Consider the following 22,369-nt stretch of genomic DNA (forward strand, 5'->3'; position numbering starts at 1 on the left):
GGTTACCGGTAGTTGGTGAACTGCAGCGCCACGTCCAGGTCCGCGGCCTTCAGCAGACGCTGGACCTCCTGCAGGTCGTCGCGGGACTTGGAGGTGACCCGCAACTCGTCGCCCTCGATACGCGCCTTGACCGACTTCGGGCCCTCGTCGCGGATGATCTTGGAGATCTTCTTCGCGTCCTCCTGGCTGATGCCCTCCTTCAGGGCCGCCTCCAGGCGGTATTCCTTGCCGGACAGCTTGGGCTCACCGTCGTTGGATAGGTCCAGCACCTTGAGGGAGACGCCGCGCTTGATCAGCTTGCTCTGCAGCACGTCCAGGACGGCCAGGGTGCGCTCCTCGCTGTTGGCCTTCATCAGGATCTTCTCGCCCGACAGGCTGACCTCGGCGTCGACGCCCTTGAAGTCATAGCGGGTGCTGATCTCCTTGGCGGCCTGGTTGACGGCGTTGTTGATCTCCTGGCTGTCCAGCTTGCTGACGATGTCGAACGAAGAATCGGCCATGGTGGGCTCCTTTGCTAACCGGTCGGGTCTGCCCCTCAGTATCCCGCTCGTCGGCGATTAGCAACGACCCGGCGTCCCTTGTTATCCTCGTCCAGCGTCCATCGCGCCAGGTTGCCCGAGCGGCCAATGGGAGCGGACTGTAAATCCGTCGCGAAAGCTACGAAGGTTCGAATCCTTCACCTGGCACCAGACGCAGCAAGGCCCGGCCACCACCAGGTGACCGGGCCTTCGCGTTGGGTCAGTGAGCGATCGGCGCCACGATCAGCTGATCAGGTACGCCGAGAGCCCGGGTCAGTGTGTCCACCTCCGGCCGCAGGGCCTGGCAGAGGTCGTTGACGGTCGCGGTCACCAACCGGGACCGCTTGTCGGTCAGCCGGCCGTGCTCCAGGAACCACGCCTTGTCGGCCTCGATCGAGGACAGTGCGTACAGATCGATGACCTTGTCCAGCAGATCGCGCGCTGGCCCCTTCGGCATCGCCTGCCAGGCGGCACTCGCCTCGGTCAGGATGAACTCCTCGATGTAGGCCCGCGCTGACTCCAGCACGTGGTCCTGGGCGTTGTTGAACAGCTCGAACGCGTTCTCGCGCGTCGCTTTGCGCAGTCGCTTGCCGAGTGTCTCCAGCAGGTGTTCGGCGCGCTCGCGGAACATCCACAACTGCCAGCCGCGGTTGTCCAGGGCGGTCTCGTCGTTGCGCGGCGTCACTGCATCGACGAGCTTCTGCAGGCCCGCGCGACCAGCGGTCTTCTCCACGATGGTGTCGCCGACCTGACGAGTGATCAGTCCGACCAGATCGGCCGCGTCCAGGTCGGAGAAGGTCTCCTTGTACTGCGTCAGCAGGCCCTTGGCGACCAATTGCAACAGCACCGTGTTGTCGCCCTCGAACGTGGCGAAGACATCGGTGTCGGCGCGCATCTGCCCCAACTCGTTCTCCCCGATGTACCCCGCGCCACCGCACGCTTCGCGACAGGTCTGGATGGTGTCGATCGCGTGCCAGGTGCTCAGCGCCTTCATGCCGGCGACCAGGCCCTCCAACTCCCGCTGACCCTGCTCGTCGGGCTGCGCGCCTTCACCTTGCAGCGCTTGCAACCGGCTGGTCAGTTCGTTCTGGGCGAAGGACAGCGCGTACGACCGCGCCAGGCGTGGGAACAGTTTCCGTTGGTGCGCAAGGTAGTCCAGGATCACGTTCTCCTGCTCGACTCCGGGCGCCTCGAACTGTCGGCGCGCCGTGCCGTAGCGCAGCGCGATCACCAGCGCCTTCTTCGCCGACGCTGCGGCACCGCCGCCCACACACACCCGGCCGCGCACCAGCGTGCCGAGCATGGTGAAGAAGCGCTTGTTCTCGCCCTCGATGTCCGAGGTGTAGCTGCCGTCCGCAGCCACGTCGCCGTACGCGTTGAGCAGGTTCTCCCGCGGCACCCGCACGTGGTCGAACAGGAACGTTCCGTTGTCGACTCCGGGCAGACCAGCCTTCGGTCCGTTGTCGCCAATTGTCACGCCCGGCAACGGTTTACCGTCGCCATCACGGACCGGCACGAGGATTGCGTGCACCCCCTGCGGCCCGGCCGGCACGATCAACTGGGCGAAGACGACCGCCAGCTGCGCGTTCCGGGCGGCGTTGCCGATGTAGGTCTTGATCGAACTCGGGGTGGGGGAGTGCAGCACGAAATCGCCCGCCTCGACGTCGTAGGTCAGCGTCGTCTCCAGTCGCTGCACATTCGAGCCGTGCCCCTCCTCGGTCATCGCGAAGGACCCGAGCAGCTTGCCGGTCATGATGTCTTCCAGGTACGCCGCGTGGTGGCGCGCGGTGCCCAGGCGCTGGACCGCGCCGCCGAAGAGACCGAACTGGACCCCGGTCTTCACGGTCAGCGACAGGTCGCCGTACGCCTGCATCTCGAACAGGACGCACGAGGCGCCGTAGTCGTACTCGCCGCCGTACTCGGTCAGGAATCCGACTCTGCCGTAACCTTTTTCGGCCAGGTTGAGTAACTGTCCGGTGACCCGGGCGCGGTTGTCCTCGATGGAGCGGCCCGGTTCGCCCAGGACCATCTCCGGCTCGATCTCAGTGCGGAAGCGTTCGCGCAACTCGCGCCAGGGGCCGTCCAGCAGGGCCCGCAGTTCGTCGACCCGGGCGTCCACGGGTGCAGCGGTCCCGGTCAGGGTGCTCGGCATTGATCTACCCTCTCGTTGCCTCCACGGGCGGTCCGTGGTTCAGCGGTTCAGTGCAGGTCCAGGACACCGCTCAGTCCGACGCTGGCGAAGCGGGCCAGATGCCGGACGACCTCATCGCGCGGTTCCCGCTCAGGGTCCGCGAGCCAGCGGTCGGCGGCTTCGCGGACGAAGCCGACCAGGCCGTGTGCCCAGCTGGCGGCGGCGCTGGTGTCCTCATCGCGCGCCAGCAGCGCCTTACGGAAGATCTCCGTTAGGGACTCGGCGATCGCGTCGGTCAGGCCGATCACCGGGTCGGTCTCCGGCGGCAGATCCACCAAGGGCCGCCGGGTGACGAAGCGATAGACCTCTGGGTCACGCTCGACCAGCGAGAGGTAGGACCCGATGACCGCAGCGAGCACGTCGTAGGGATCGCCTTCGAACAGATCGTCGGTGCCGATGTGAACGCCGCTGGCCGACATCGCCTTGGCGAAGTCGGCCAGGATGATGCCGTCGACGGCCTCGCACACCGCCAGGTAGAGCCCCAGTCGGTCACCCAGGTGCCGGTAGATCACCGTCTTGGAGGTCCCGGCTTCGGCGGCGATCTCATCCATCCCGACCGTCGCGCCGTGGGCGCGGATCGCCCGCAGCGCAGCCTCGACGAGTTCGCGGCGCCGCTCGGCTCGATGTGCCGTCCAGCGGGTATCCCGTCCGTCGGGGCGGGTCGCCGGTTCGGTGGTGGGCATGAGACCCACAGTATCCGAAACCCGGCGTACCTGCTACTCTCGGTATCGGTAAAATGCCTCCTCAAGGGGGCCCCGGTCCAGCATCAGGAGACCTGCGATGAGCAGTCCACGTGACGTCTATGTCCTCGGCGGTAACCGCCTTCCGTTCGTTCGCTCTGGTGGCAAATACCTCAAGGCCTCCAATCAGGACATGTTGACCGCCGCGATCGACGGTCTGGTCGCCCGTTACGGTCTGGGCGGCGAGCAGGTCGGCGAGGTTGCCGCCGGCGCCGTCATCAAACACGCCCGCGATTTCAACCTGACTCGTGAGTCGGTCCTGGGCTCGCACCTGTCGCCCACGACGCCGGCGTACGACGTGCAGCAGGCCTGTGGCACCGGCCTTGAGACCGCGATCCTCACCGCCAACAAGATCGCCCTCGGCCAGATCGACTCAGCCATCGCCGGTGGCTCAGACACCACCTCCGACGCCCCGCTGGCCCTCAACGACGACCTGCGTCGCACCCTGATGAAGGCCAACTACGCCAAGTCCGCCGGTGACCGGATCAAGGCGTTGACCAAGATCCGTCCCGGCCAGTTGGCGCCCGAGCAGCCGAAGAACGCCGAGCCACGCACCGGCCTGGCCATGGGTGACCACCAGGCGATCACCACCAAGGAGTGGGGCATCACCCGGGAGGCGCAAGACGAGTTGACTGCTCGCAGCCACCACAATCTGGCCGCCGCCTACGACCGGGGTTTCTTCGACGACCTGATCACCCCCTATCTGGGTGTGAGCAAGGACAACAACCTGCGCCCGGACAGCTCTGTGGAGAAGCTGGCCAAACTCAAGCCGGTCTTCGGCAAGGGTGAGGGCGCCACGATGACCGCGGGCAACTCCACCCCGCTGACCGACGGTGCCTCCGTGGTCCTGCTGGGTTCCAAGGAGTGGGCCGAGGAGCACAAGATCGAGCCGCTGGCCCGCTTTGTTGACGGTGAGGCTGCCGCGGTCGACTACGTCAACGGTGCCGAGGGACTGCTGATGGCGCCGCCGTACGCGATCGCCCGGTTGCTCAAGCGCAACAACCTGACGCTGCAGGACTTCGACTTCTACGAGATCCACGAGGCGTTCGCCTCCACCGTGCTGTGCCACCTGGCCGCCATGGAGAGCCCGGAGTTCTGCAAGGAGCGGCTGGGTCTTGACGCGCCGCTGGGCTCGATCGACCGCAGCAAGCTGAACGTCAACGGGTCCTCGCTGGCCGCGGGTCACCCGTTCGCCGCCACCGGCGGTCGCATCGTGGCCTCCCTGGCCAAGATGCTGCACGAGAAGGGCTCTGGCCGCGGACTGATCTCCATCTGCGCCGCGGGTGGCCAGGGCGTCGTCGCGATTCTGGAGGCAGTGTGATGGCTGACAACTACAGCAACTTCGTCAACAAGAACCCGCTGGGCAAGAAGCTCGCCGGCACCGTCGGGCTGCCCAAGCCCCCGGTCCTGCGCCGCTACGAACCAGGCCAGGACCTGACCACCGGCCCGGTCGCGATCGGCTCCTTCGACGGCGGCAACGTCGCCAAGGCGCTGACCTCGATCGTCGAGTCCTCCGGGGCCACGGTCATCAGCGCAACCCCTGAGACGACGTACGACAAGGGCTCCCTCGGGGCGGCCGTGTACGACGCCACCGGGATTCGCACGATCGATGACCTGGAGACCTTCCGGGCCACCTTCGCGCCGGCCGTCAAGGCGCTGGGCAAGAGCGCCCGGGTGCTGATCGTCGGCACCCCGCCGGCCGAGCAGGAGGAGCCGGAGGCCGCCGCCGCCCAGCAGGCCCTCGAGGGCATCATGCGCTCGATCGGCAAGGAACTGCTGCGCGGGGCCACTGCCAACCTGATCTGGCTGTCGCGCGATGCGTTCGACGAGCCGGAGGTGCTCGCCTCCCCGGTGCGCTTCTTTCTCTCCAGCCGATCGGCGTACGTCGGGGGGCAGCCCCTGCGCGTCGGTGCGGCTCCGGTCGCCGAGGTCGAGGACTGGCGGGTGCCGCTCAAGGGTGAGGTGGCCGTCGTCACCGGTGCCGCGCGCGGCATCGGCGCCAAGATCGCCGAGGTCTTCGCCCGCCAGGGCGCGACGGTCGTCGTGGTGGACATCCCGGCCGCCGGTGAGGCGCTGACCAAGGTCGCCAACAAGATCGGTGGTGTCGCGCTGCAACTGGACATCACCGCGCCCGACGCGGGGCAGAAGATCGCCGAGGCGGTGGCCCGCAAGGGCGACAAGCTCGCGGCGATCGTGCACAACGCCGGCATCACCCGGGACAAGCTGTTCGTCAACGACGACACCGCCCGCTGGGGCAGCGTCATCGCGGTCAACATCAAGGCCGAGATGGCAATCAACGCCACGCTGCTGGACCCCTCGTTGAAGGGTGGCCTGAAGGACGGTGGCCGGATCATCGGTGTCGCCTCGACCTCCGGCATCGGTGGTAACCGCGGCCAGGCCAACTATGCCGCCTCCAAGGCCGGTGTGATGGGTCTGGTGCGGGCCGAGGCCCCGGAGCTGGCGCCGCGACAGATCACCATCAACGCCGTCGCCCCGGGCTTCATCGAGACCGAGATGACCGCCAAGATCCCGTTCGCCACCCGTGAGGTCGGCCGCCGGATCAACGCGCTCATGCAGGGCGGTCAGCCGGTGGACGTGGCCGAGGCCATCGCGTTCCTGGCCGAGCCGGGTTCGGCGGGTGTGACCGGTCAGATCCTGCGGGTCTGCGGCCACTCGCAACTGGGGGCCTGAGCCGGCGTGGCTGGAGCAACGCAGATCGACACCATCGAACTGAAGTCGACGCCGGTCCTGGCCAAAGTCTTCGCCGGAGCGGTCGCGTCCTCGCGCGGCCGCACCGGCAAGGCCGGTCTGCCCGATCTGAAGGTTCGCCAGACCGGCGTCACGATCGACGTCAATGCGCTCGCGGACTACGACCATGTCTGTGGTTTTCCGCTGCTCAACGAGCTTCCCATCACGTACCTGCATAATCTCGTATTCCCTTTGCAGGCAACGCTGTTCGCTGACAAGCGGTACCCGTTTCCGCTCATGGGAAGCGTCCACCTGAGCAATCGGCTGACTCAGCACCGGCCGGTGTTGCTCAGCGAGGAACTCACCCTCGAGACGTGGGCGGAGAATGCCCGGCCGCACCGGGCCGGCGTCCAGGTCGATGTCCTCTCGCAGGCGTTCGTCGGCTCGGAACTGGTGTGGGAGGGCCTGGCGGTCTACCTCTACCGCGGCCAGAAGATCGCTGGTGAGGTGCCGGCGAAGGTCGACACCGGCGACGGTGTCGAGGGTCCGGGGGCGATCTGGCGACTGCCCGGTGATCTGGGGCGACGGTTCTCGCGGGTCAGCGGGGACGTCAACCCGATCCACATGTCGGGTCTGTCGGCGAAGGCCATGGGTTTCCCGACGGCCATCGCGCACGGGATGTGGAGCCAGGCCGCGATGGTGGCGGCGTTGGACGCCCGGCTGCCCGCGGCGTACGTGACGGAGATGGAGTTCCGCAAGCCGGTCAACATCCCCGGCACGGTCACGTTCGTCGCGCACCCCGGCGGCCAGGACGGCTCGTGGGAGATGTCACTGCGCAACCTCAAGAAGGGCACCGAGTTGGTGCGGGGGAGTGTGCGAGCGCTGTCATGACCAACGCTTTGGAACCGGTTGCCCCTCGGCACACCCTGCGGCGGGGCAACCAGTTCCAAACCCCTCACGCGCCGCCTCGATTTCAGGTTCCCGGCTCACCTGAGGTAGCCTCTTCGTCGCGCTGCTAGCGCACAAAAACCCTTCGCGAGAAGGACGTTTGTGCGCCTGCGGAGCCGGCCCCTATAGCTCAGTCGGCAGAGCGTCTCCATGGTAAGGAGAAGGTCAACGGTTCGATTCCGTTTGGGGGCTCTGATGAACCTCTGGAATGCAGTACGCATCCCGGGTGTTGATCGAGGCGGGGTAGCTCAGCTGGTTAGAGCGCACGACTCATAATCGTGAGGTCGCGGGATCGAGCCCCGCCCCCGCTACTGGCGCAAGTCAAGAGCTGACCACCCCGTCAGCACGCGGCCATCCGGCCGATGCAGTGAACCGAAGTTTGATACGCAAGAACACCGAGAGCAGGTTGCCCCGTGGCTAGCAAGAGCGCAGACGTTCGCCCGAAGATCACTTTGGCGTGCACGGAGTGCAAGGAGCGCAACTACATCACCAAGAAGAACCGCCGCAACAACCCCGACCGGGTTGAGCTGGCCAAGTTCTGCCCGCGCTGCGGCAAGCACACCGCGCACCGCGAAACCCGCTAAAGGCGAGACTTCGCAAAGCGCCATCCCGGATCACCGGGGTGGCGCTTTCGCATGCCCGGTACTGACTAGATTGGGGTCATGCCGGTCAACCCCGCGGTGCAAGGACGCACCTATCCAGCTATTTCCCCGTACGTCGTGTCGCGGGCCAAGATCGGCGAGTTCGCTGCCGCTGTGGGCGCCTCAGATCCTGCGCACACGGATCCCGCAGTGGCGCAGCAGCGCGGTTTCACCGACGTCATCGCCCCGCCGACCTTCGCGATCCTGATCGCGCAGAAAGCCGAGGGTGCGATGCTGCTCGACCCGGAAGCCGAGGTCGATTTCGCGCGGCTCGTGCACGGCGAGCAGTCCTTCACCCACCACCGCCCGCTGGTCGCCGGCGATGAGGTCACGGCGGCCACGACGGTGGCGTCGGTTCGTTCCGCCGGCGGGCATTCGATGGTGACCCTCGAGACCGCGATCCAGACCACGACCGGTGAACCCGTCTGCGATGCGCGCAGCGTCCTGGTGATCCGAGGAGACGCCTGATGACCGACCTGACCCAGATCGCCGTCGGCGACGAACTGCCCGCGCTCACCGTTGAGGTCGACCGCGCGCGGCTGATCCGCTACGCCGGTGCCAGTGGCGACTTCAACGTCATCCACTGGGACGAGCGCTTCGCCAAGGGCGTCGGCCTGCCGGACGTGATCGCGCACGGGATGTGGACGATGGGTGCGGCCGGTGAGATCGTCGGCCGGTGGATTGGTGACGCGAGCCGGATCACCGGGTACAGCACGCGGTTCAGTGCCCCCGTACCCGTGCCCTACGACGGTGGCGCGCAGATCGACGTGACCGGAGTCGTCAAGCAGATCGAGGACGGCATCGCGACCGTCGATCTGACCGCGACCAGCAACGACGCGAAGGTGCTGGCAAAGACCAGCATTACTGTCCGGCTGACGTGAAGCAGCTCGACGACGAACCGCTGGCCGACCACACCACCATGCGGGTGGGCGGTCCGGCCGCCCGCTACGTCATCGCCGAGACCACCGACGAACTGGTGGACGCCGTCCGGGAGGTCGACGACGCCGACGAACCGCTGCTGATCCTGTCCGGTGGCTCCAATGTCGTCATCGGCGAGGCCGGCTTCCCGGGCACTGTGGTGCAGGTCGCCAACACCGGCGTGCGCACCGAGTCCCTCGATGAGTGCAGCGGCGCGTACGTGTGGGTGTCCGCAGGGGAGCCGTGGGATGACTTCGTGGCCTACGCCTGCGCGCAGGAGTGGTCCGGGCTGGAGGCGCTCTCGGGGATCCCGGGCCTGGCCGGTGCAACGCCGGTGCAGAACGTCGGCGCCTACGGCCAGGAGGTCGCGCAGACCATCGCGCAGATCCGCACGCTCGATCGGGTGACCGGCATGATCCGCACTTTTGCCGCCGCCGACGCCCAGTTCGCCTACCGCGACTCGGTCTTCAAACGCACCCGCAAGGACGCCTTCGGCAGCCGGTACGTCGTGCTCGAAGTGGCCTTCCAGCTGCACCCCCAGCCGCTGTCCACGCCCGTCCGGTACGCCGATCTGGCCAGTCAGCTGGGGATCGAACAGGGCCAGCGGGCACCCCTGGGCGACGTTCGTGAAGCGGTCCTCGTGCAACGCAGGAGGCGCGGCATGGTCCTCGATGACCCGGACCCTGATACATGGTCTTGCGGGTCGTTCTTCACCAACCCGATCGTGCCGGCGGCCGTTGCCGACGAGGTCGCCGAACGAGCAGGAGAGGCACCCCCGCGGTTCCCTGCCCCGGATGGCCTGGTGAAGCTGCCGGCGGCCTGGCTGATCGAGCGCGCCGGTTTCGGCAAGGGCTACGGCTTGCCCGGGCCTGCTGCGCTGTCGACGAAGCATCCGCTGGCCATCACCAACCGCGGCGGAGCCACTGGCGGGCAGATTGTCGAGATCGCGCGCGAGGTGCGCGATGGCGTTCAGCAGAAGTTCGGCGTGACGCTGGTCAACGAACCGGTACTGGTGGGTCTGGAGTTGTAGCCAGCCACTGGTCGATCTGGGTGAGGATCGCGGTCTTCACGGGAGCCGGCGCCAGTGACGCGTGGACCGATGAACGCGCCAGATCGGCCAAACCCTCGTCGGAGAAGCCCTGTTCACGGGCCAACTCGTACTGGTCGACCAAACGGCTGCCGAAGAGCAGCGGGTCGTCGGCGCCGAGCGCGATCGTCGCGCCAGCGTCCACCAGCGCGTGCAGCGGCACCTGCGAGGCGTCGGCGTAGACGCCCAACGCGATGTTGGAACGCGGGCAGACCTCCAGAGCCACCCCTTCGTCGACGATCCGGGCCAGCACGTCGCGATCCTCGACGCTGCGGACCCCATGACCCAGACGATCCGGGGCGAGCGCGTCCAAGGTCTGGGTCACCGATTCGGGCCCCAGCAACTCGCCGGCATGCGGAACCCGCGCCAACCCGGCCCGGCGGGCAATCGCAAACGCCGGTGCGAAGTCGTCGGTGTCTCCACGGCGCTCGTCGTTGCTGAGCCCGAAGGCGAGGACCTCGCCGGGCCCCTGCCCGGCGTACCGTGCCGCCAGGCGGGCCAGGATCCGGGCATCCAGCGGGTGCCGGATCCGCGAGGCGGCCACGATGATCCCCACGCCCGTGCCCGTCGCGGCGCTCGCGGCTCGGGCCTCGTCCAGGATCACTTCCAGCGCCGGGCTGATCCCACCCAACGGCCCGGCGTACGAAGTGGGGTCGACCTGCAACTCCAGCCAACGTGAGCCCTCGGCGGCGTCGGCCCGCGCGGCTTCGCGGACCAGGCGGCGCAGGTCGTCCTCGCCGCGCACGCAGGCCCGGGCCGCGTCGTACAGGCGCTGGAAACGGAACCAACCCCGCTCGTCGGCGCCGGACAGCTTCGGCGGCCAACCGCCCTTGAGGGCATCGGGCAGGCGCACACCGCGCTCGGCGGCCAACTCGTGCAGCGTGGGCAGACTCATCGAGCCGGTGAAGTGCAGATGCAGGTGCGCTTTGGGCAACGTGCTCAGATCGCGTGCCCCGGTCATGGCCCGACCGTACCTGCGAGCGTGAGTTATGCGCACAGCCGAGCGCACCGTATGCTTGACCCACCGGTGAAAACCTCAGGCTGTTTTGTCATGCCCGAGGGGCCCTTCCCAAAGGGGCCGGATTTCATCGAAGGGCACTAGCTCAATTGGTAGAGCACCGGTCTCCAAAACCGGGGGTTGGGGGTTCAAGTCCCTCGTGCCCTGCGAAGCCGCTGCGTGGCAACGCGCGGTGGTGACCATGACGTCCCTGGGGCGTCCGGACCGACGGAAGCAGACGACGTGACGCAGGCCAGCACGACGGATCGCGGTGAGGCGCAGGGCGCCACGCCGGCGAAGCGTGGGCTGTTCTCGCGCATCTGGCTGTTCATCCGCCAGGTCATCGCCGAGATGCGCAAGGTGGTCTACCCGACGCGTCAGGAACTGGTGAACTACACCGTCATCGCGGTCGTGTTCATCTGCGTGATCATGGCGTACGTCGTGGGTCTCGACCAGTTGTTCAGTCACCTGGTCAGCTGGATCTTCGGGTCGTCCGGTACGTCCTCCTGACGTACGGCGCCCGCCACCGGGTGCCCACATCGGGTGCCGCTGGTGCGGCAGGGCGCGTCGCGACGCGAACCAATCGAATCAACCAAGGGAAGCAAGGGTCATGACGGATCAGTGGACGCCGAACCTCGACGAGATCGACAACGATCTCGATGTCGCGGACGGTGATATCGACTCCGCACAGGCCGAGGCGACCGACGACACCGAGCTCTACGCCGAAGAGACCGCGATCCACGACGCGGACACCGGCGAGGCGCTGAGCCAAGAGCCTGCTGACGACGAGACCATCGACGAGGCCGTTGCCGAGGACGAAGCCGAGCAGGCCGTCGACGCCGAGCGTGACGCGATCGCCGATGAGGCCGAGGTGCTTGCCGACGAGGCCGCTGACCCGCAGCTGGCTGCGGCCACCGAGGCTGAGGCTGTCGCGCTGACGGCTGAAGAGCAGCGCGAGGCGTTCATCGCCGACCTGAAGTCGCAGTGGGGCGACTGGTTCGTGATCCACTCCTACGCCGGCTACGAAAAGCGCGTGAAGGCCAACCTCGAGACCCGCATCACCTCGCTGAACATGGAGGACTACATCTTCCAGGTCGAGGTCCCGATGGAGGAGTACCGCGAGATCAAGAACGGCCAGCCCAAGACCGGCACCCGGGTTCGGATGCCCGGCTACGTGCTGGTCCGCATGGAGCTGACCAACGACTCGTGGGGCGCGGTGCGGCACACCCCGGGCGTCACCGGCTTCGTTGGCAACGCCCACGAGCCGAGCCCGCTGTCGATCGACGAGGTCGTCACGATGCTCAACCCGGTCTTCGAGGACCAGACCCCGGAGGGCGAGACCCCGGCTCCGACCAAGACGGCGCCCAGCCGCAGCGGTGGCACCGCGCCGGTCGAGGTCGACTTCGAGGTCGGCGAATCCGTCACCGTCATGGAGGGTCCGTTCGAGACCCTGCCCGCCACGATTTCCGAGATCAACACCGACACTGCGAAACTGAAGGTGCTGGTTTCGATCTTCGGCCGCGAAACGCCGGTCGAACTGTCGTTCAACCAGGTCGCGAAGCTCTGAGTTCTGCGATCTGATCCAGCGACACCACCGCTGCGGCCGACCGGTCGTGGCAATGCAACCGGGTCATCGCCCACGGCGTAGGCCCACCACCAAGTAAGGAAACACGAGCATGCCCCCCAAGAAGAAGGTCTCCGGCTTCATCAAGCTGCAGATCCAGGCTGGTGCCGCCACCCCCGCCCCGCCGGTCGGTCCGGCGCTGGGTCAGCACGGCGTCAACATCATGGAATTCGTCAAGGCGTACAACGCCGCGACGGAAGCCCAGCGCGGCAACGTCATCCCGGTGGAGATCACGGTCTACGAAGACCGGTCCTTCACCTTCATCACCAAGACCCCGCCGGCCGCTGAGCTGATCAAGAAGGCTGCTGGCGTCGCCAAGGGTTCAGGCGAGCCGCACAAGACCAAGGTCGCGAAGCTGAGCAAGGACCAGGTCCGGGCGATCGCCGAGCAGAAGATGGCCGACCTGAACGCCAACGACATCGAGATGGCCGAGCGGATCATCGCTGGAACGGCCCGCTCGATGGGTATTGACACTGAGCTCTGAGCTCAGAAGAACCGTGGTTGGGCCCAGCGCTGGCCCGCACAACCACAACTCCCTCTAGGAATCTCAAGGAGAAATCATGAAGCGCAGCAAGTCCTACCGCGCCGCGGATAGCAAGATCAACCACGACGAGCTCTACAGCCCGCTGGAGGCCGTCCGTCTGGCCAAGGAGTCGGCGACCACCAAGTACGACTCGACCGTCGAGGTCGCGTTCCGCCTGGGTGTCGACCCGCGCAAGGCCGACCAGATGGTCCGCGGCACCGTCAACCTGCCGCACGGCACCGGTAAGACCGCCCGCGTGCTGGTCTTCGCCAACGGTGACAAGGCCGCCGCAGCCGAGGCCGCTGGCGCCGACTTCGTCGGTTCCGATGACCTGATCGCCAAGGTGGCCGGTGGCTGGACCGACTTCGACGCCGTCGTCGCGACCCCGGACCTGATGGGCAAGGTCGGTCGTCTCGGCAAGGTGCTCGGTCCCCGTGGCCTGATGCCGAACCCGAAGACCGGCACCGTGACGATGGACGTGGCCAAGGCCGTGTCCGACATCAAGGGCGGCAAGATCGAGTTCCGTGTCGACAAGCACGCCAACCTGCACTTCATCATCGGCAAGGCATCGTTCGATGAGAAGGCGCTCGTGGAGAACTACGGCGCGGCGCTGGAGGAGATCCTGCGTCTGAAGCCGGCCGCCTCGAAGGGTCGCTACATCAGCAAGGCGACCATGTCGACGACCATCGGCCCCGGCATCCCGCTGGACTTCAACAAGACCCGCAACCTGCTCGAGGACGACGCCCAGGCCAACGCCTGACCTGCTCTCGGCATCGCGACGGGCCCCGAAGACTTCGGTCTTCGGGGCCCGTCGGCGTTGTCGGGCCGTGGGGAGTGTCGGGAGTTTCCGCAGATCGGCAAGCGGGCCCATCGGCGTACGTCGATCGGCTGGCTTCTCGCTTAGGATCACGGGGTGCGCCGCAGAGTGATCGCCCTTGCCCTACCCGTCGTGGCCCTCGGCCTGAGCTCGTGCGGGACGACGGTCACGGTGTCCACCCCAAGTGGCACCAGCGCCTCAGCGGCCGTGGCCGGCACGACGTCGCCGATGTCACCTGCACCCGCCTCGACGACGTTCGCCGTCGGACAGAGCGTTCCGGCGAAGACGCTGAGCGACCTGTCCAATGCGGCGATCAAGAAGGCGGGTTCGGTGCACCTGAAGATGTCGATGATGGGCGAGATGACCGCCAACGCCGACATGACGTTCGCTGGCGACCAACCGCAGATGACGATGAAGATGTCCGGGATGGGCCAGAACATCGCGATGGTCTACGTGGACGGGCAGCTGTTCTTGAAGATGCCGATGTTGGGGTCGAAGTACATCAAGATCGACCCCGACGGGACCGACGCGCTGAGCAAGGAGATGGGCTCCTCGGTCAAGCAGTTGCAGTCGCTGAACGGTGTCGGCGAACTGGGCGACTCGATCGACTGGAAGGTCACCGCGGCCGGGCCGGAGGGGACCACCTTCGCCGCCGACGTCACCGAAAAAGACCTGCGCGACGCGGCGGGGTCGGCCGGCGCGACTGATCTGCCGACCGGAGACCTCCCGTTCGGGAGCATGAAGGTGACGATGACCTACGACGCCCAGGATCGACCGGTCAAGAGCGTGGTGATGATGGGCGGTCGCGACATGGTCACCATGACGATGTCCGACTGGGGTGTACCGGTCACCGTGACCGCTCCGCCGAGCAGCGAAGTCACGACTGCGCCGAAGGATCTGGATTCGCTGGGCGCCTGATACCGGCGATCTGCGGATTTGCGCGGGTTGTCGACAGCCGCGCGGCTTAGAACCTGCGCGTTTGTCGGTACGTCGCGCGGATCTCGATTTGGCTGGGGGCTGCTCCACGCCGTACCCTGATAACACCAATGACCGCCGGTTGTCTGCCGAGCGTGCCCTGACGGGTTCGCCTGGGAGACCGAAGGCCCGCACGAAGCGGCGACCTGCGCAGGTGAGCAAGAGCAGGACGTGTTGCCCGTACGCCGAGCAGCACCTTCGAGCCCTGGCGCATCTGCGCTGGGGCTCTTTTCGTGCGGTCCGGACCACCGGCTCACCCACGAAGGAGGTCCGCATGGCGAAGGCTGACAAGTCCGCTGCCATTGCCGAACTCACGGACAAGTTCCGGGAGTCGGGCGCGGCCGTGCTGACCGAGTACCGCGGTTTGACCGTGGCGCAGCTGACTGAGCTGCGTAACTCGCTGCGCGAGCACGCGACCTACGCCGTGGTGAAGAACACGCTCACCGAGCGCGCTGCCAAGGAAGCGGGAGTCACCGCTTTCGACGGCTTGCTCGAGGGTCCGTCCGCGATCGCCTTCGTCACCGGTGACCCGGTCGAGGCGGCCAAGGGCCTGCGCGACTTCGCCAAGGCCAACCCGCTGCTGGTCATCAAGGGCGGTGTGCTTGACGGCAAGCCGCTCGAGGCCGGCGACATCACCAAGCTTGCGAACCTCGAGTCTCGCGAGACCCTGCTGGCCAAGTTGGCCGGGGCGATGAACGCCTCGCTCAGCCAGGCTGTCTACCTGTTCGCCGCTCCGCTGAACCAGGCCGCTCGCACGGTCGACGCTCTGCGGGCGAAGGTCGAGCAGGAGGGTCCGGTTGCCGATGCGGCACCGGCTACCGAAGAAGCCCCGGCGGCAGCCGAGGCCACCGAAGACGTCGCCGAGGGTGGCGACGAGAGCTGATCTTCAGCTCAATCCAGTTAAACCAGCCACTCACGGCATAACGAAAGGACGCCAATCATGGCGAAGCTCAGCACCGAAGAGCTCCTTGACGCTTTCAAGGAGATGACCCTGATCGAGCTCTCTGAGTTCGTGAAGGAATTCGAGGACACCTTCAACGTCACCGCGGCCGCTCCGGTTGCGGTTGCCGCTGCGGGCGCCCCGGCTGCGGGCGGCGGCGACGCCGCTGCTGCGGCCGAGCAGGATGAGTTCGACGTCATCCTGACCGCCGCTGGCGACAAGAAGATCCAGGTCATCAAGGAGGTCCGCGCGCTGACCTCTCTGGGTCTGAAGGAAGCCAAGGACCTCGTGGACGGCGCCCCCAAGCCCGTCCTGGAGAAGGTCGACAAGGCTGCGGCCGAGAAGGCCAAGGAGCAGCTCGAGGGCGCCGGCGCAAGCGTCGAGCTCAAGTGAGCTAACCCCTCCCTGTAGAAGGGCCCTCCCGGATTCGTCCGGGAGGGCCCTTCTTTCCTGTCCACACTGAGCGGTTGCTTACCCCGCCGCAGTGAGGGTGGTCACAGCCTCTTAGAGTGGGTATCAGCCGAACTCTGGAGGGCTCATGCGTCTCGAACTGACCGACGAGGACCGCGCATTCCAACAGCAGATGCGCGATTTCTTCACCACCAAGGTGCCGCAGGAGTTGCGGGATCGCTGGGCCGCCGGGGGTGAGGTCGATCCCAAGGACTTCATCGAGGCCCAGCAGACGCTGAACGCCGCCGGGCTGGCCGTGCCGCATTGGCCCGCGCAATGGGGTGGTCAGGATTGGAGCGACCTGCAGCGGCACATCTACCTGCAGGAGATGCAAGCAGCCAGCGTGCCGCCGCCGTTGGCCTTCAACGCCAACATGGTCGGCCCCGTCATCGCCGCCTTCGGCTCGCAGGAGCAGAAGGAGCGCTTCCTGCCGGCGACCGCGAATCTGGACATCTGGTGGTGCCAGGGCTTCTCCGAGCCGGACGCCGGATCGGACCTGGCCAGTCTGCGCACGACCGCGGTGCTCGACGGGGACGAGTGGGTGGTCAACGGCCAGAAGACCTGGACCACCCTTGGCCAGTACGCCGATTGGATCTTCGCGCTCGTGCGCACCGATCCGCAGGCGCCCAAGAAGCAGCAGGGCATCTCGTTCCTGCTGATCGACATGAAGACCCCCGGCATCACCGTGCGGCCGATCAAGCTGATCGACGGCGGGCACGAGGTCAACGAGGTGTTCTTCGAGAACGTCCGGGTGCCGGCCGACCAACTGGTCGGTGAGGTCAACGCCGGCTGGACCTACGCCAAGTTCCTGCTGGGCAACGAGCGGGTCGGTGTGGCCCCGGTAGCCAGTATCAAGAAGGTGCTCGCCACCGCGAAAGCCCGTGCGGCACAAGCGCGTACGCACACCGGCAGCCTGCTCGACGAACCCCTGGTTGCTGCCCGCATCGCGGAGTTGGAAGCAGGGGTCGCGGCTCTTGAACTCACCGTGATCCGGGTGGCCGCCGGTTCCAAGGAGGGCCGCCCCGACCCGGCGTCGTCGATCGTGAAACTGCGCGGCACCCAGTTGCAACAGGACGCCCTGGAGCTACTCGCCGACATCGCCGGGCCCGCCTCGCTGCTGTGGCAGCAACCGCAGGACACCTCCCTCGAAGCGTGGACCGCGCACGCCACCCCCACCTATCTGAACTTCCGCAAGGCCTCGATCTATGGCGGCTCCAACGAGGTGCAGCGCCAGATCATCGCCGGCGGCATCCTGGGCCTGCGGGCCTGAGCGGCACCCGGACGAGAACGGAGTACACCTCATGGACTTCACCTTCGAAGAAGAGCAACTCGCGCTGCGCGACGCCGTCGCCGAATTGGCCAAGCGCCATCAGCCCGAATCCACCGGTGGCGAGGTGGCCACCGGGCCGCAGCCGCTGGACAAGGCGGCCTGGACCGCGATCGCCGAGACCGGCCTGATCGCGTTGCCGTTCGCCGAGGACCTCGGGGGCGCGGACGCGTCGCCGGTCGAGGTGAGCGTCGCGGCCGTGGAGTTGGGCCGCGGACGCATCCAATCGCCGTACGCCGATGCCCTGGCGGCCGCCACTCTGCTGGCCCGACTGGGCACCGATGAGCAGCACGAGCAGTTGCTCGCCCCGCTCCTGGGCGGGGACACCCTGGTGGTCACCGCGATCGCCGAACCCGGCTGCGCGTGGTCCCTCACGCCGTACGACGTGACGGCCCGGCAGGAGGGTGACACCTGGCTACTGGACGGGGTCAAGGAGCCGGTGCGGTACGCACCCGATGCGAGCCACGCGATCGTCGCGGCGAAGGTGGGGGAGCAGACGGGACTGTTCGTCGTCGAGACCGGCGACCAGGAGCGGGTGGCCCTGGCCGGTACGCCGGGTGAGCCGCTCGGGCAGCCCGGCGCCGCAACCGACGACGCCCTGCGCGCCGCCGCCAACCTGGCGATCCTGACGGTCGACAGTGAAGCGTTCGGTGCGATGCAGGCGGCGCTGGACCTGACTGTCGGCTACCTCAAGACGCGCAAGCAGTTCGGCGTGCCCTTGGCGACTTTCCAGGCGCTCACCTTCCGGGCCGCTGACATGTACGTTGCGCTCGAATTGGTCCGCAGCAGTGTGCTCTACACCGCCATGGCCCTGGCTGCTGACCCGCTGGACGATCTGGCTGCATCGCGCCTGAAGGTGGTCGCCGGCCGGGGCGCCCGACTGGTCGGGCAGGAAGCGATCCAGCTGCACGGTGGCATCGGCATGACCGCCGAATACGCCGTGGGGCACTACACCAGTGCCATCACCGAGATCGAGCACTCCTGGGGCGACACGACCTACCACCTGGCGCGGTTGGCCGGTCAGGTGCGCGAGTACGCCGAGGTGTCGGTCCTGCGCTGACGCTGGGCGGGCGCCGGGAATTTCCCCGCGCGGGTGCTTGACGAGGGCCGGTGGCGGGGTGCACAGTCGTGGGACGCGCTGCGGGGGCAGCGACGCATCGGCCTTACGGCTGGGTGCTCCGTCGAGAGACGTGGACGCCCCGGAACTCCGTCGGGTTTACTTCACTTGCCTGATCGGGTATGGTATTGCTTTGCGCTGCCCGTGTCCGCCCAGCCCTTTGCTCAGATGAGCTTGATCCAGCCCGGATATCACGCAGACCGCGTCGCCCGCCCGAGCGCATCCCGCGCCGGCAGACGATTTGACGGTCGGTGATCGTCGTGCCCGCGATCAGCCGCTGATGAGCAGGGTAGGTCATCGACGCAGGTAGCCGACCGAACCGCCCGTAAGGCCTGTGGAAGGACCCATCCTTGGCTGCCTCGCGTACTGCGACCAATACCCTCTCGTCGGCGAAGACGGCTTCCGGCCGTCTCTCGTTCGCCAAGATCCGCGAACCTCTGGAGATGCCGGACCTGCTGGCTCCCCAGACGGAGAGCTTCGACTGGCTGCTCGGAAACGAGCGCTGGCAGGAGCGCGTTGCTGCCGCCAAGGCAGTCGGACGTGAGGACATCAACGACCGTTCCGGTCTGGAAGAGATCTTCGAGGAGATCTCCCCGATCGAGGACTTCTCCGGCTCGATGAGTCTGTCGTTCCGTGACCACCGTTTTGAGGAGGTCAAGTACACGACGGAGGAGTGCAAAGAGAAGGACATCACCTACGCGGCGCCGCTGTTCGTCACCGCGGAGTTCATCAACAACAACACCGGTGAGATCAAGAGCCAGACGGTGTTCATGGGTGACTTCCCGCTCATGACCGAGCGCGGCACCTTCATCATCAACGGCACCGAGCGTGTCGTGGTGTCCCAGCTGGTGCGTAGCCCGGGTGTCTACTTCGAGCGCAGCATCGACAAGACCTCCGACAAGGACGTCTTCACCGCCAAGATCATCCCGAGCCGCGGTGCCTGGCTGGAGTTCGAGATCGACAAGCGCGACACCGTCGGTGTGCGCGTGGACCGCAAGCGCAAGCAGTCGGTCACCGTGCTGTTGAAGGCGCTCGGCCTGAGCGAGGCCGACATCCTGGAGCAGTTCGGCCAGTACGACTCCATCCGCGCCACCCTGGAGAAGGACCACACGGTCACCCAGGACGAGGCGCTGCTGGACATCTACCGCAAGCTGCGTCCGGGCGAGCCGCCGACCACCGAAGCGGCCCGCAACCTGCTGGACAACCTCTACTTCAACACCAAGCGCTACGACCTGGCCAAGGTCGGTCGCTACAAGGTGGACAAGAAGCTGGGTCTGCAGGTCTCGCTGAACAAGTCCACGCTGTCGGTCGACGACATCGTCGCGACGATCAAGTACCTGTGCGCCCTGCACGCCGGCGAGCCGGTCATGCGCGGTTTCCGCAATGGCGCCGAGACCGACCTGCGCGTCGAGGTCGACGACATCGACCACTTCGGCAACCGCCGGATCCGCAACGTCGGTGAGTTGATCCAGAACCAGGTCCGCACCGGTCTGTCCCGGATGGAGCGCGTCGTCCGCGAGCGCATGACCACCCAGGACGTCGAGGCCATCACGCCGCAGACCCTGATCAACATCCGGCCGGTCGTCGCCTCCATCAAGGAGTTCTTCGGCACCAGCCAGTTGTCGCAGTTCATGGACCAGAACAACCCGCTGGCCGGTCTGACGCACAAGCGGCGTCTGAACGCGCTGGGTCCGGGTGGTCTGTCCCGTGACCGCGCCGGCATGGAAGTTCGTGACGTGCACCCCAGCCACTACGGCCGGATGTGCCCGATCGAGACTCCGGAAGGCCCGAACATCGGTCTGATCGGTTCGCTGGCCTCCTACGGCCGGATCAACGCGTTCGGGTTCATCGAGACCCCGTACCGCAAGGTCGAGAACGGCGTCGTCACCGACGAGGTGCACTACCTCACCGCTGACGAGGAGGACGAGTTCGTCAAGGCGCAGGCCAACGCCCCGCTGAACCCCGACGGCTCGTTCGCCGAGGAGCGGGTGCTGGTGCGCGTCAAGGACGGCGAAGCCACCGACGTGCCGGCCGACGAGGTCGACTACATGGACGTCTCCGCCCGGCAGATGGTTTCGGCCTCCACCGCGCTGATCCCGTTCCTGGAGCACGACGACACCTCGCGCGCCCTGATGGGTGCCGCGATGCAGCGTCAGGCCGTGCCGCTGGTCCGTTCCGAGGCGCCGCTGGTCGGCACCGGTATGGAGTACCGCGCCGCGCTGGACTCCGGCGACGTCATCCGCGCCGAGAAGGCCGGTGTCGTGCAGGAGGTCTCCGCCGACCTGGTGACGGTTGCCAACGACGACGGCACCTACATCACCTACCGCGTCGCCAAGTTCACCCGCTCCAACGCGGGCACCTGCTACAACCAGCGCGTCGTGGTCACCACCGGTGACCGCCTCGAGGTGGGCTCGGTCATCGCCGACGGTCCGGCAACGGACGGTGGCGAGATGGCTCTCGGTAAGAACCTGCTCGTGGCATTCATGCCATGGGAGGGCTACAACTTCGAGGACGCCATCATCCTGTCCCAGCGGTTGGTGCAGGACGACGTCCTCTCCTCGATCCACATCGAAGAGCACGAGATCGACGCCCGCGACACCAAGCTGGGCCCGGAGGAGATCACCCGGGACATCCCGAACGTCTCCGAAGAGGTCCTGGCCGACCTGGACGAGCGGGGCATCATCCGCATCGGTGCCGAGGTCCGCGACGGCGACCTGCTGGTCGGCAAGGTCACGCCCAAGGGTGAGACCGAGCTGACCCCGGAGGAGCGCCTGCTGCGCGCCATCTTCGGTGAGAAGGCCCGTGAGGTCCGTGACACCTCGATGAAGGTCCCGCACGGCGAGACCGGCACGGTCATCGGCGTCAAGGTCTTCGACCGCGAAGAGGGCGATGAGTTGGCCCCCGGCGTGAACCAGATGGTCCGCGTCTACGTCGCCAACAAGCGCAAGATCACCGACGGTGACAAGCTCGCCGGCCGGCACGGCAACAAGGGCGTCATCTCCAAGATCCTGCCCGTCGAGGACATGCCGTTCCTGGAGGACGGCACCCCGGTCGACGTCGTGCTGAACCCGCACGGTGTGCCGCGCCGGATGAACCTCGGCCAGATCCTGGAGTTGCACCTGGGTTGGGCCGCCAGCCGCGGTTGGCAGATCGAGGGCAACCCCGAGTGGGCCAAGCAGATCCCGGCCGACGCCCACGAGGCGCCTGCGGGTTCGCGCGTCGCCTCCCCGGTGTTCGACGGTGCGAGCGAGGAAGTCATCTCGGGTCTGCTGGACTCCACGACCCCGACCCGTGACGGCGACCGCCTGATCGGTCACGAGGGCAAGACCCGGCTCTTCGACGGTCGCTCCGGCGAACCGTTCCCGGAGCCGGTGTCGGTGGGCTACATGTACATCTTGAAGTTGCACCACCTGGTCGACGACAAGATCCACGCCCGCTCGACCGGTCCGTACTCGATGATCACCCAGCAGCCGCTGGGCGGTAAGGCCCAGTTCGGTGGCCAGCGCTTCGGTGAGATGGAAGTGTGGGCCCTGGAGGCGTACGGCGCTGCCTACGCGCTGCAGGAGCTGCTCACCATCAAGTCCGATGACATCAACGGTCGCGTGAAGGTCTACGAGGCCATCGTCAAGGGCGAGAACATCCCCGAGCCGGGCATCCCCGAGTCGTTCAAGGTGCTCATCAAGGAAATGCAGTCGCTCTGCCTCAACGTCGAGGTCCTGTCCAGCGATGGCCAGGCGATCGACCTGCGCGAGAGCGACCAGGAGGTCTTCCGCGCCGCGGAGGAACTGGGCATTGACCTGAGCCGGCGTGAGCCGAGCTCAGTGGACGAAGTCTGAGACTTCCAACGGTGAGGTACGCCGAGAGGCTG

General features: G+C 66.8%; 21 protein-coding genes and 4 tRNA genes. 21 read left to right on the forward strand and 4 right to left on the reverse strand.

Features of this window, described 5'->3' with window-relative positions; genetic code table 11:
* Window positions 1-2: 2 nt before the first annotated feature.
* Window positions 3-500, reverse strand: coding sequence for a YajQ family cyclic di-GMP-binding protein (locus DR843_RS01040; RefSeq protein ID WP_109683704.1), 498 nt, complete (start codon window positions 498-500; stop codon window positions 3-5).
* A gap of 105 nt (window positions 501-605) precedes the next feature.
* On the opposite strand from DR843_RS01040, the gene DR843_RS01045 reads away from it, so the two are divergent.
* Window positions 606-689, forward strand: a tRNA-Tyr gene (locus tag DR843_RS01045).
* Between the two features lie 49 nt (window positions 690-738).
* Here DR843_RS01045 and DR843_RS01050 read toward each other — a convergent pair.
* Together DR843_RS01050 and DR843_RS01055 are read right to left on the reverse strand one after the other, a co-directional pair.
* Complete coding sequence (locus tag DR843_RS01050) at window positions 739-2,670, reverse strand: acyl-CoA dehydrogenase family protein (protein WP_109683705.1); 1,932 nt, start codon at window positions 2,668-2,670, stop codon at window positions 739-741.
* Between the two features lie 47 nt (window positions 2,671-2,717).
* Entirely contained in the window at window positions 2,718-3,392 is a 675-nt protein-coding gene (locus DR843_RS01055) for a TetR/AcrR family transcriptional regulator (RefSeq protein WP_146202454.1), read from the reverse strand.
* A 97-nt stretch (window positions 3,393-3,489) separates the two neighbouring features.
* Between DR843_RS01055 and DR843_RS01060 the strand changes: the two genes are divergently transcribed.
* The 9 genes from DR843_RS01060 (at window position 3,490) to DR843_RS01100 (ending at window position 9,674) form a co-directional block, all read left to right on the forward strand.
* On the forward strand, window positions 3,490-4,770 hold the full coding sequence (locus tag DR843_RS01060; protein WP_109683707.1) for an acetyl-CoA C-acetyltransferase: 1,281 nt from the start codon (window positions 3,490-3,492) through the stop codon (window positions 4,768-4,770).
* Complete coding sequence (locus DR843_RS01065; protein ID WP_109683708.1) at window positions 4,770-6,140, forward strand: 3-oxoacyl-ACP reductase; 1,371 nt, start codon at window positions 4,770-4,772, stop codon at window positions 6,138-6,140. Before DR843_RS01060 ends, DR843_RS01065 begins: the two co-directional genes overlap by 1 nt.
* 6 nt (window positions 6,141-6,146) lie before the next feature.
* Window positions 6,147-7,028, forward strand: coding sequence for a MaoC family dehydratase (locus tag DR843_RS01070; protein WP_109683709.1), 882 nt, complete (start codon window positions 6,147-6,149; stop codon window positions 7,026-7,028).
* A 176-nt stretch (window positions 7,029-7,204) separates the two neighbouring features.
* Window positions 7,205-7,277, forward strand: a tRNA-Thr gene (locus tag DR843_RS01075).
* Window positions 7,278-7,322: 45 nt separating this feature from the next.
* Window positions 7,323-7,396: transfer RNA gene (locus DR843_RS01080), tRNA-Met, on the forward strand.
* A gap of 102 nt (window positions 7,397-7,498) precedes the next feature.
* Complete coding sequence (gene rpmG / locus DR843_RS01085) at window positions 7,499-7,669, forward strand: 50S ribosomal protein L33 (RefSeq protein ID WP_109683710.1); 171 nt, start codon at window positions 7,499-7,501, stop codon at window positions 7,667-7,669.
* A gap of 78 nt (window positions 7,670-7,747) precedes the next feature.
* Entirely contained in the window at window positions 7,748-8,194 is a 447-nt protein-coding gene (locus DR843_RS01090; protein ID WP_109683711.1) for an FAS1-like dehydratase domain-containing protein, read from the forward strand.
* On the forward strand, window positions 8,194-8,607 hold the full coding sequence (locus tag DR843_RS01095) for a MaoC/PaaZ C-terminal domain-containing protein (RefSeq protein ID WP_109683712.1): 414 nt from the start codon (window positions 8,194-8,196) through the stop codon (window positions 8,605-8,607). The genes DR843_RS01090 and DR843_RS01095 overlap by 1 nt, the downstream gene beginning before the upstream one ends.
* Window positions 8,604-9,674 (forward strand): UDP-N-acetylmuramate dehydrogenase, encoded by a 1,071-nt coding sequence (locus tag DR843_RS01100; RefSeq protein ID WP_109683713.1) that lies wholly within the window; start codon window positions 8,604-8,606, stop codon window positions 9,672-9,674. Before DR843_RS01095 ends, DR843_RS01100 begins: the two co-directional genes overlap by 4 nt.
* On the opposite strand, the gene DR843_RS01105 is transcribed toward DR843_RS01100, so the two are convergent.
* Window positions 9,640-10,692, reverse strand: coding sequence for an adenosine deaminase (locus DR843_RS01105; protein ID WP_109683714.1), 1,053 nt, complete (start codon window positions 10,690-10,692; stop codon window positions 9,640-9,642). The genes DR843_RS01100 and DR843_RS01105 overlap by 35 nt on opposite strands.
* A 131-nt stretch (window positions 10,693-10,823) precedes the next feature.
* Between DR843_RS01105 and DR843_RS01110 the strand changes: the two genes are divergently transcribed.
* The 11 genes from DR843_RS01110 (at window position 10,824) to rpoB (ending at window position 22,337) form a co-directional block, all read left to right on the forward strand.
* A tRNA-Trp gene (locus DR843_RS01110) sits at window positions 10,824-10,896 on the forward strand.
* A gap of 75 nt (window positions 10,897-10,971) precedes the next feature.
* Entirely contained in the window at window positions 10,972-11,238 is a 267-nt protein-coding gene (gene secE / locus DR843_RS01115) for a preprotein translocase subunit SecE (protein WP_211310159.1), read from the forward strand.
* Window positions 11,239-11,338: 100 nt separating this feature from the next.
* Window positions 11,339-12,295 carry a transcription termination/antitermination protein NusG gene (nusG, locus tag DR843_RS01120; RefSeq protein WP_109683716.1) on the forward strand — a complete coding sequence of 319 codons (957 nt, stop codon included), beginning with the start codon at window positions 11,339-11,341 and terminating at the stop codon, window positions 12,293-12,295.
* Between the two features lie 109 nt (window positions 12,296-12,404).
* On the forward strand, window positions 12,405-12,836 hold the full coding sequence (gene rplK, locus DR843_RS01125) for a 50S ribosomal protein L11 (RefSeq protein ID WP_109683717.1): 432 nt from the start codon (window positions 12,405-12,407) through the stop codon (window positions 12,834-12,836).
* A 76-nt stretch (window positions 12,837-12,912) separates the two neighbouring features.
* The gene (gene rplA / locus DR843_RS01130; RefSeq protein ID WP_109683718.1) at window positions 12,913-13,635 is read left to right on the forward strand and encodes a 50S ribosomal protein L1; all 723 of its coding nucleotides are present in this window, start codon (window positions 12,913-12,915) and stop codon (window positions 13,633-13,635) included.
* A 153-nt stretch (window positions 13,636-13,788) separates the two neighbouring features.
* Window positions 13,789-14,610 carry a hypothetical protein gene (locus tag DR843_RS01135; protein ID WP_146202455.1) on the forward strand — a complete coding sequence of 274 codons (822 nt, stop codon included), beginning with the start codon at window positions 13,789-13,791 and terminating at the stop codon, window positions 14,608-14,610.
* A gap of 331 nt (window positions 14,611-14,941) precedes the next feature.
* Entirely contained in the window at window positions 14,942-15,550 is a 609-nt protein-coding gene (gene rplJ / locus DR843_RS01140; protein ID WP_109683720.1) for a 50S ribosomal protein L10, read from the forward strand.
* Between the two features lie 57 nt (window positions 15,551-15,607).
* The gene (gene rplL / locus DR843_RS01145; RefSeq protein ID WP_109683721.1) at window positions 15,608-16,000 is read left to right on the forward strand and encodes a 50S ribosomal protein L7/L12; all 393 of its coding nucleotides are present in this window, start codon (window positions 15,608-15,610) and stop codon (window positions 15,998-16,000) included.
* A 145-nt stretch (window positions 16,001-16,145) separates the two neighbouring features.
* Window positions 16,146-17,327: an acyl-CoA dehydrogenase family protein gene (locus DR843_RS01150; RefSeq protein WP_109683722.1), complete on the forward strand. Its 1,182-nt coding sequence runs from the start codon at window positions 16,146-16,148 to the stop codon at window positions 17,325-17,327.
* Window positions 17,328-17,358: 31 nt separating this feature from the next.
* Complete coding sequence (locus tag DR843_RS01155; RefSeq protein WP_170119708.1) at window positions 17,359-18,444, forward strand: acyl-CoA dehydrogenase family protein; 1,086 nt, start codon at window positions 17,359-17,361, stop codon at window positions 18,442-18,444.
* 407 nt (window positions 18,445-18,851) lie between these two features.
* On the forward strand, window positions 18,852-22,337 hold the full coding sequence (gene rpoB, locus DR843_RS01160; protein WP_109683724.1) for a DNA-directed RNA polymerase subunit beta: 3,486 nt from the start codon (window positions 18,852-18,854) through the stop codon (window positions 22,335-22,337).
* Window positions 22,338-22,369 lie beyond the last annotated feature (32 nt).

It is taken from the genome of Branchiibius hedensis (assembly GCF_900108585.1).
GTDB classification, from domain to species: Bacteria; Actinomycetota; Actinomycetes; order Actinomycetales; family Dermatophilaceae; genus Branchiibius; species Branchiibius hedensis.

Excerpts from the sequence above, each read along its gene's own strand:
- DR843_RS01065 (WP_109683708.1), top strand. The coding sequence starts at position 4,770 with ATGGCTGACAACTACAGCAACTTCGTCAACAAGAACCCGCTGGGCAAG.
- DR843_RS01150 (WP_109683722.1), top strand. The coding sequence starts at position 16,146 with ATGCGTCTCGAACTGACCGACGAGGACCGCGCATTCCAACAGCAGATG.
- DR843_RS01105 (WP_109683714.1), bottom strand. The coding sequence starts at position 10,692 with ATGACCGGGGCACGCGATCTGAGCACGTTGCCCAAAGCGCACCTGCAT.
- rplL (WP_109683721.1), top strand. The coding sequence starts at position 15,608 with ATGGCGAAGCTCAGCACCGAAGAGCTCCTTGACGCTTTCAAGGAGATG.
- DR843_RS01095 (WP_109683712.1), top strand. The coding sequence starts at position 8,194 with ATGACCGACCTGACCCAGATCGCCGTCGGCGACGAACTGCCCGCGCTC.
- DR843_RS01040 (WP_109683704.1), bottom strand. The coding sequence starts at position 500 with ATGGCCGATTCTTCGTTCGACATCGTCAGCAAGCTGGACAGCCAGGAG.
- DR843_RS01060 (WP_109683707.1), top strand. The coding sequence starts at position 3,490 with ATGAGCAGTCCACGTGACGTCTATGTCCTCGGCGGTAACCGCCTTCCG.
- DR843_RS01055 (WP_146202454.1), bottom strand. The coding sequence starts at position 3,392 with ATGCCCACCACCGAACCGGCGACCCGCCCCGACGGACGGGATACCCGC.
- DR843_RS01090 (WP_109683711.1), top strand. The coding sequence starts at position 7,748 with ATGCCGGTCAACCCCGCGGTGCAAGGACGCACCTATCCAGCTATTTCC.
- rplJ (WP_109683720.1), top strand. The coding sequence starts at position 14,942 with ATGGCGAAGGCTGACAAGTCCGCTGCCATTGCCGAACTCACGGACAAG.
- DR843_RS01155 (WP_170119708.1), top strand. The coding sequence starts at position 17,359 with ATGGACTTCACCTTCGAAGAAGAGCAACTCGCGCTGCGCGACGCCGTC.
- rplA (WP_109683718.1), top strand. The coding sequence starts at position 12,913 with ATGAAGCGCAGCAAGTCCTACCGCGCCGCGGATAGCAAGATCAACCAC.
- DR843_RS01050 (WP_109683705.1), bottom strand. The coding sequence starts at position 2,670 with ATGCCGAGCACCCTGACCGGGACCGCTGCACCCGTGGACGCCCGGGTC.
- rplK (WP_109683717.1), top strand. The coding sequence starts at position 12,405 with ATGCCCCCCAAGAAGAAGGTCTCCGGCTTCATCAAGCTGCAGATCCAG.
- nusG (WP_109683716.1), top strand. The coding sequence starts at position 11,339 with ATGACGGATCAGTGGACGCCGAACCTCGACGAGATCGACAACGATCTC.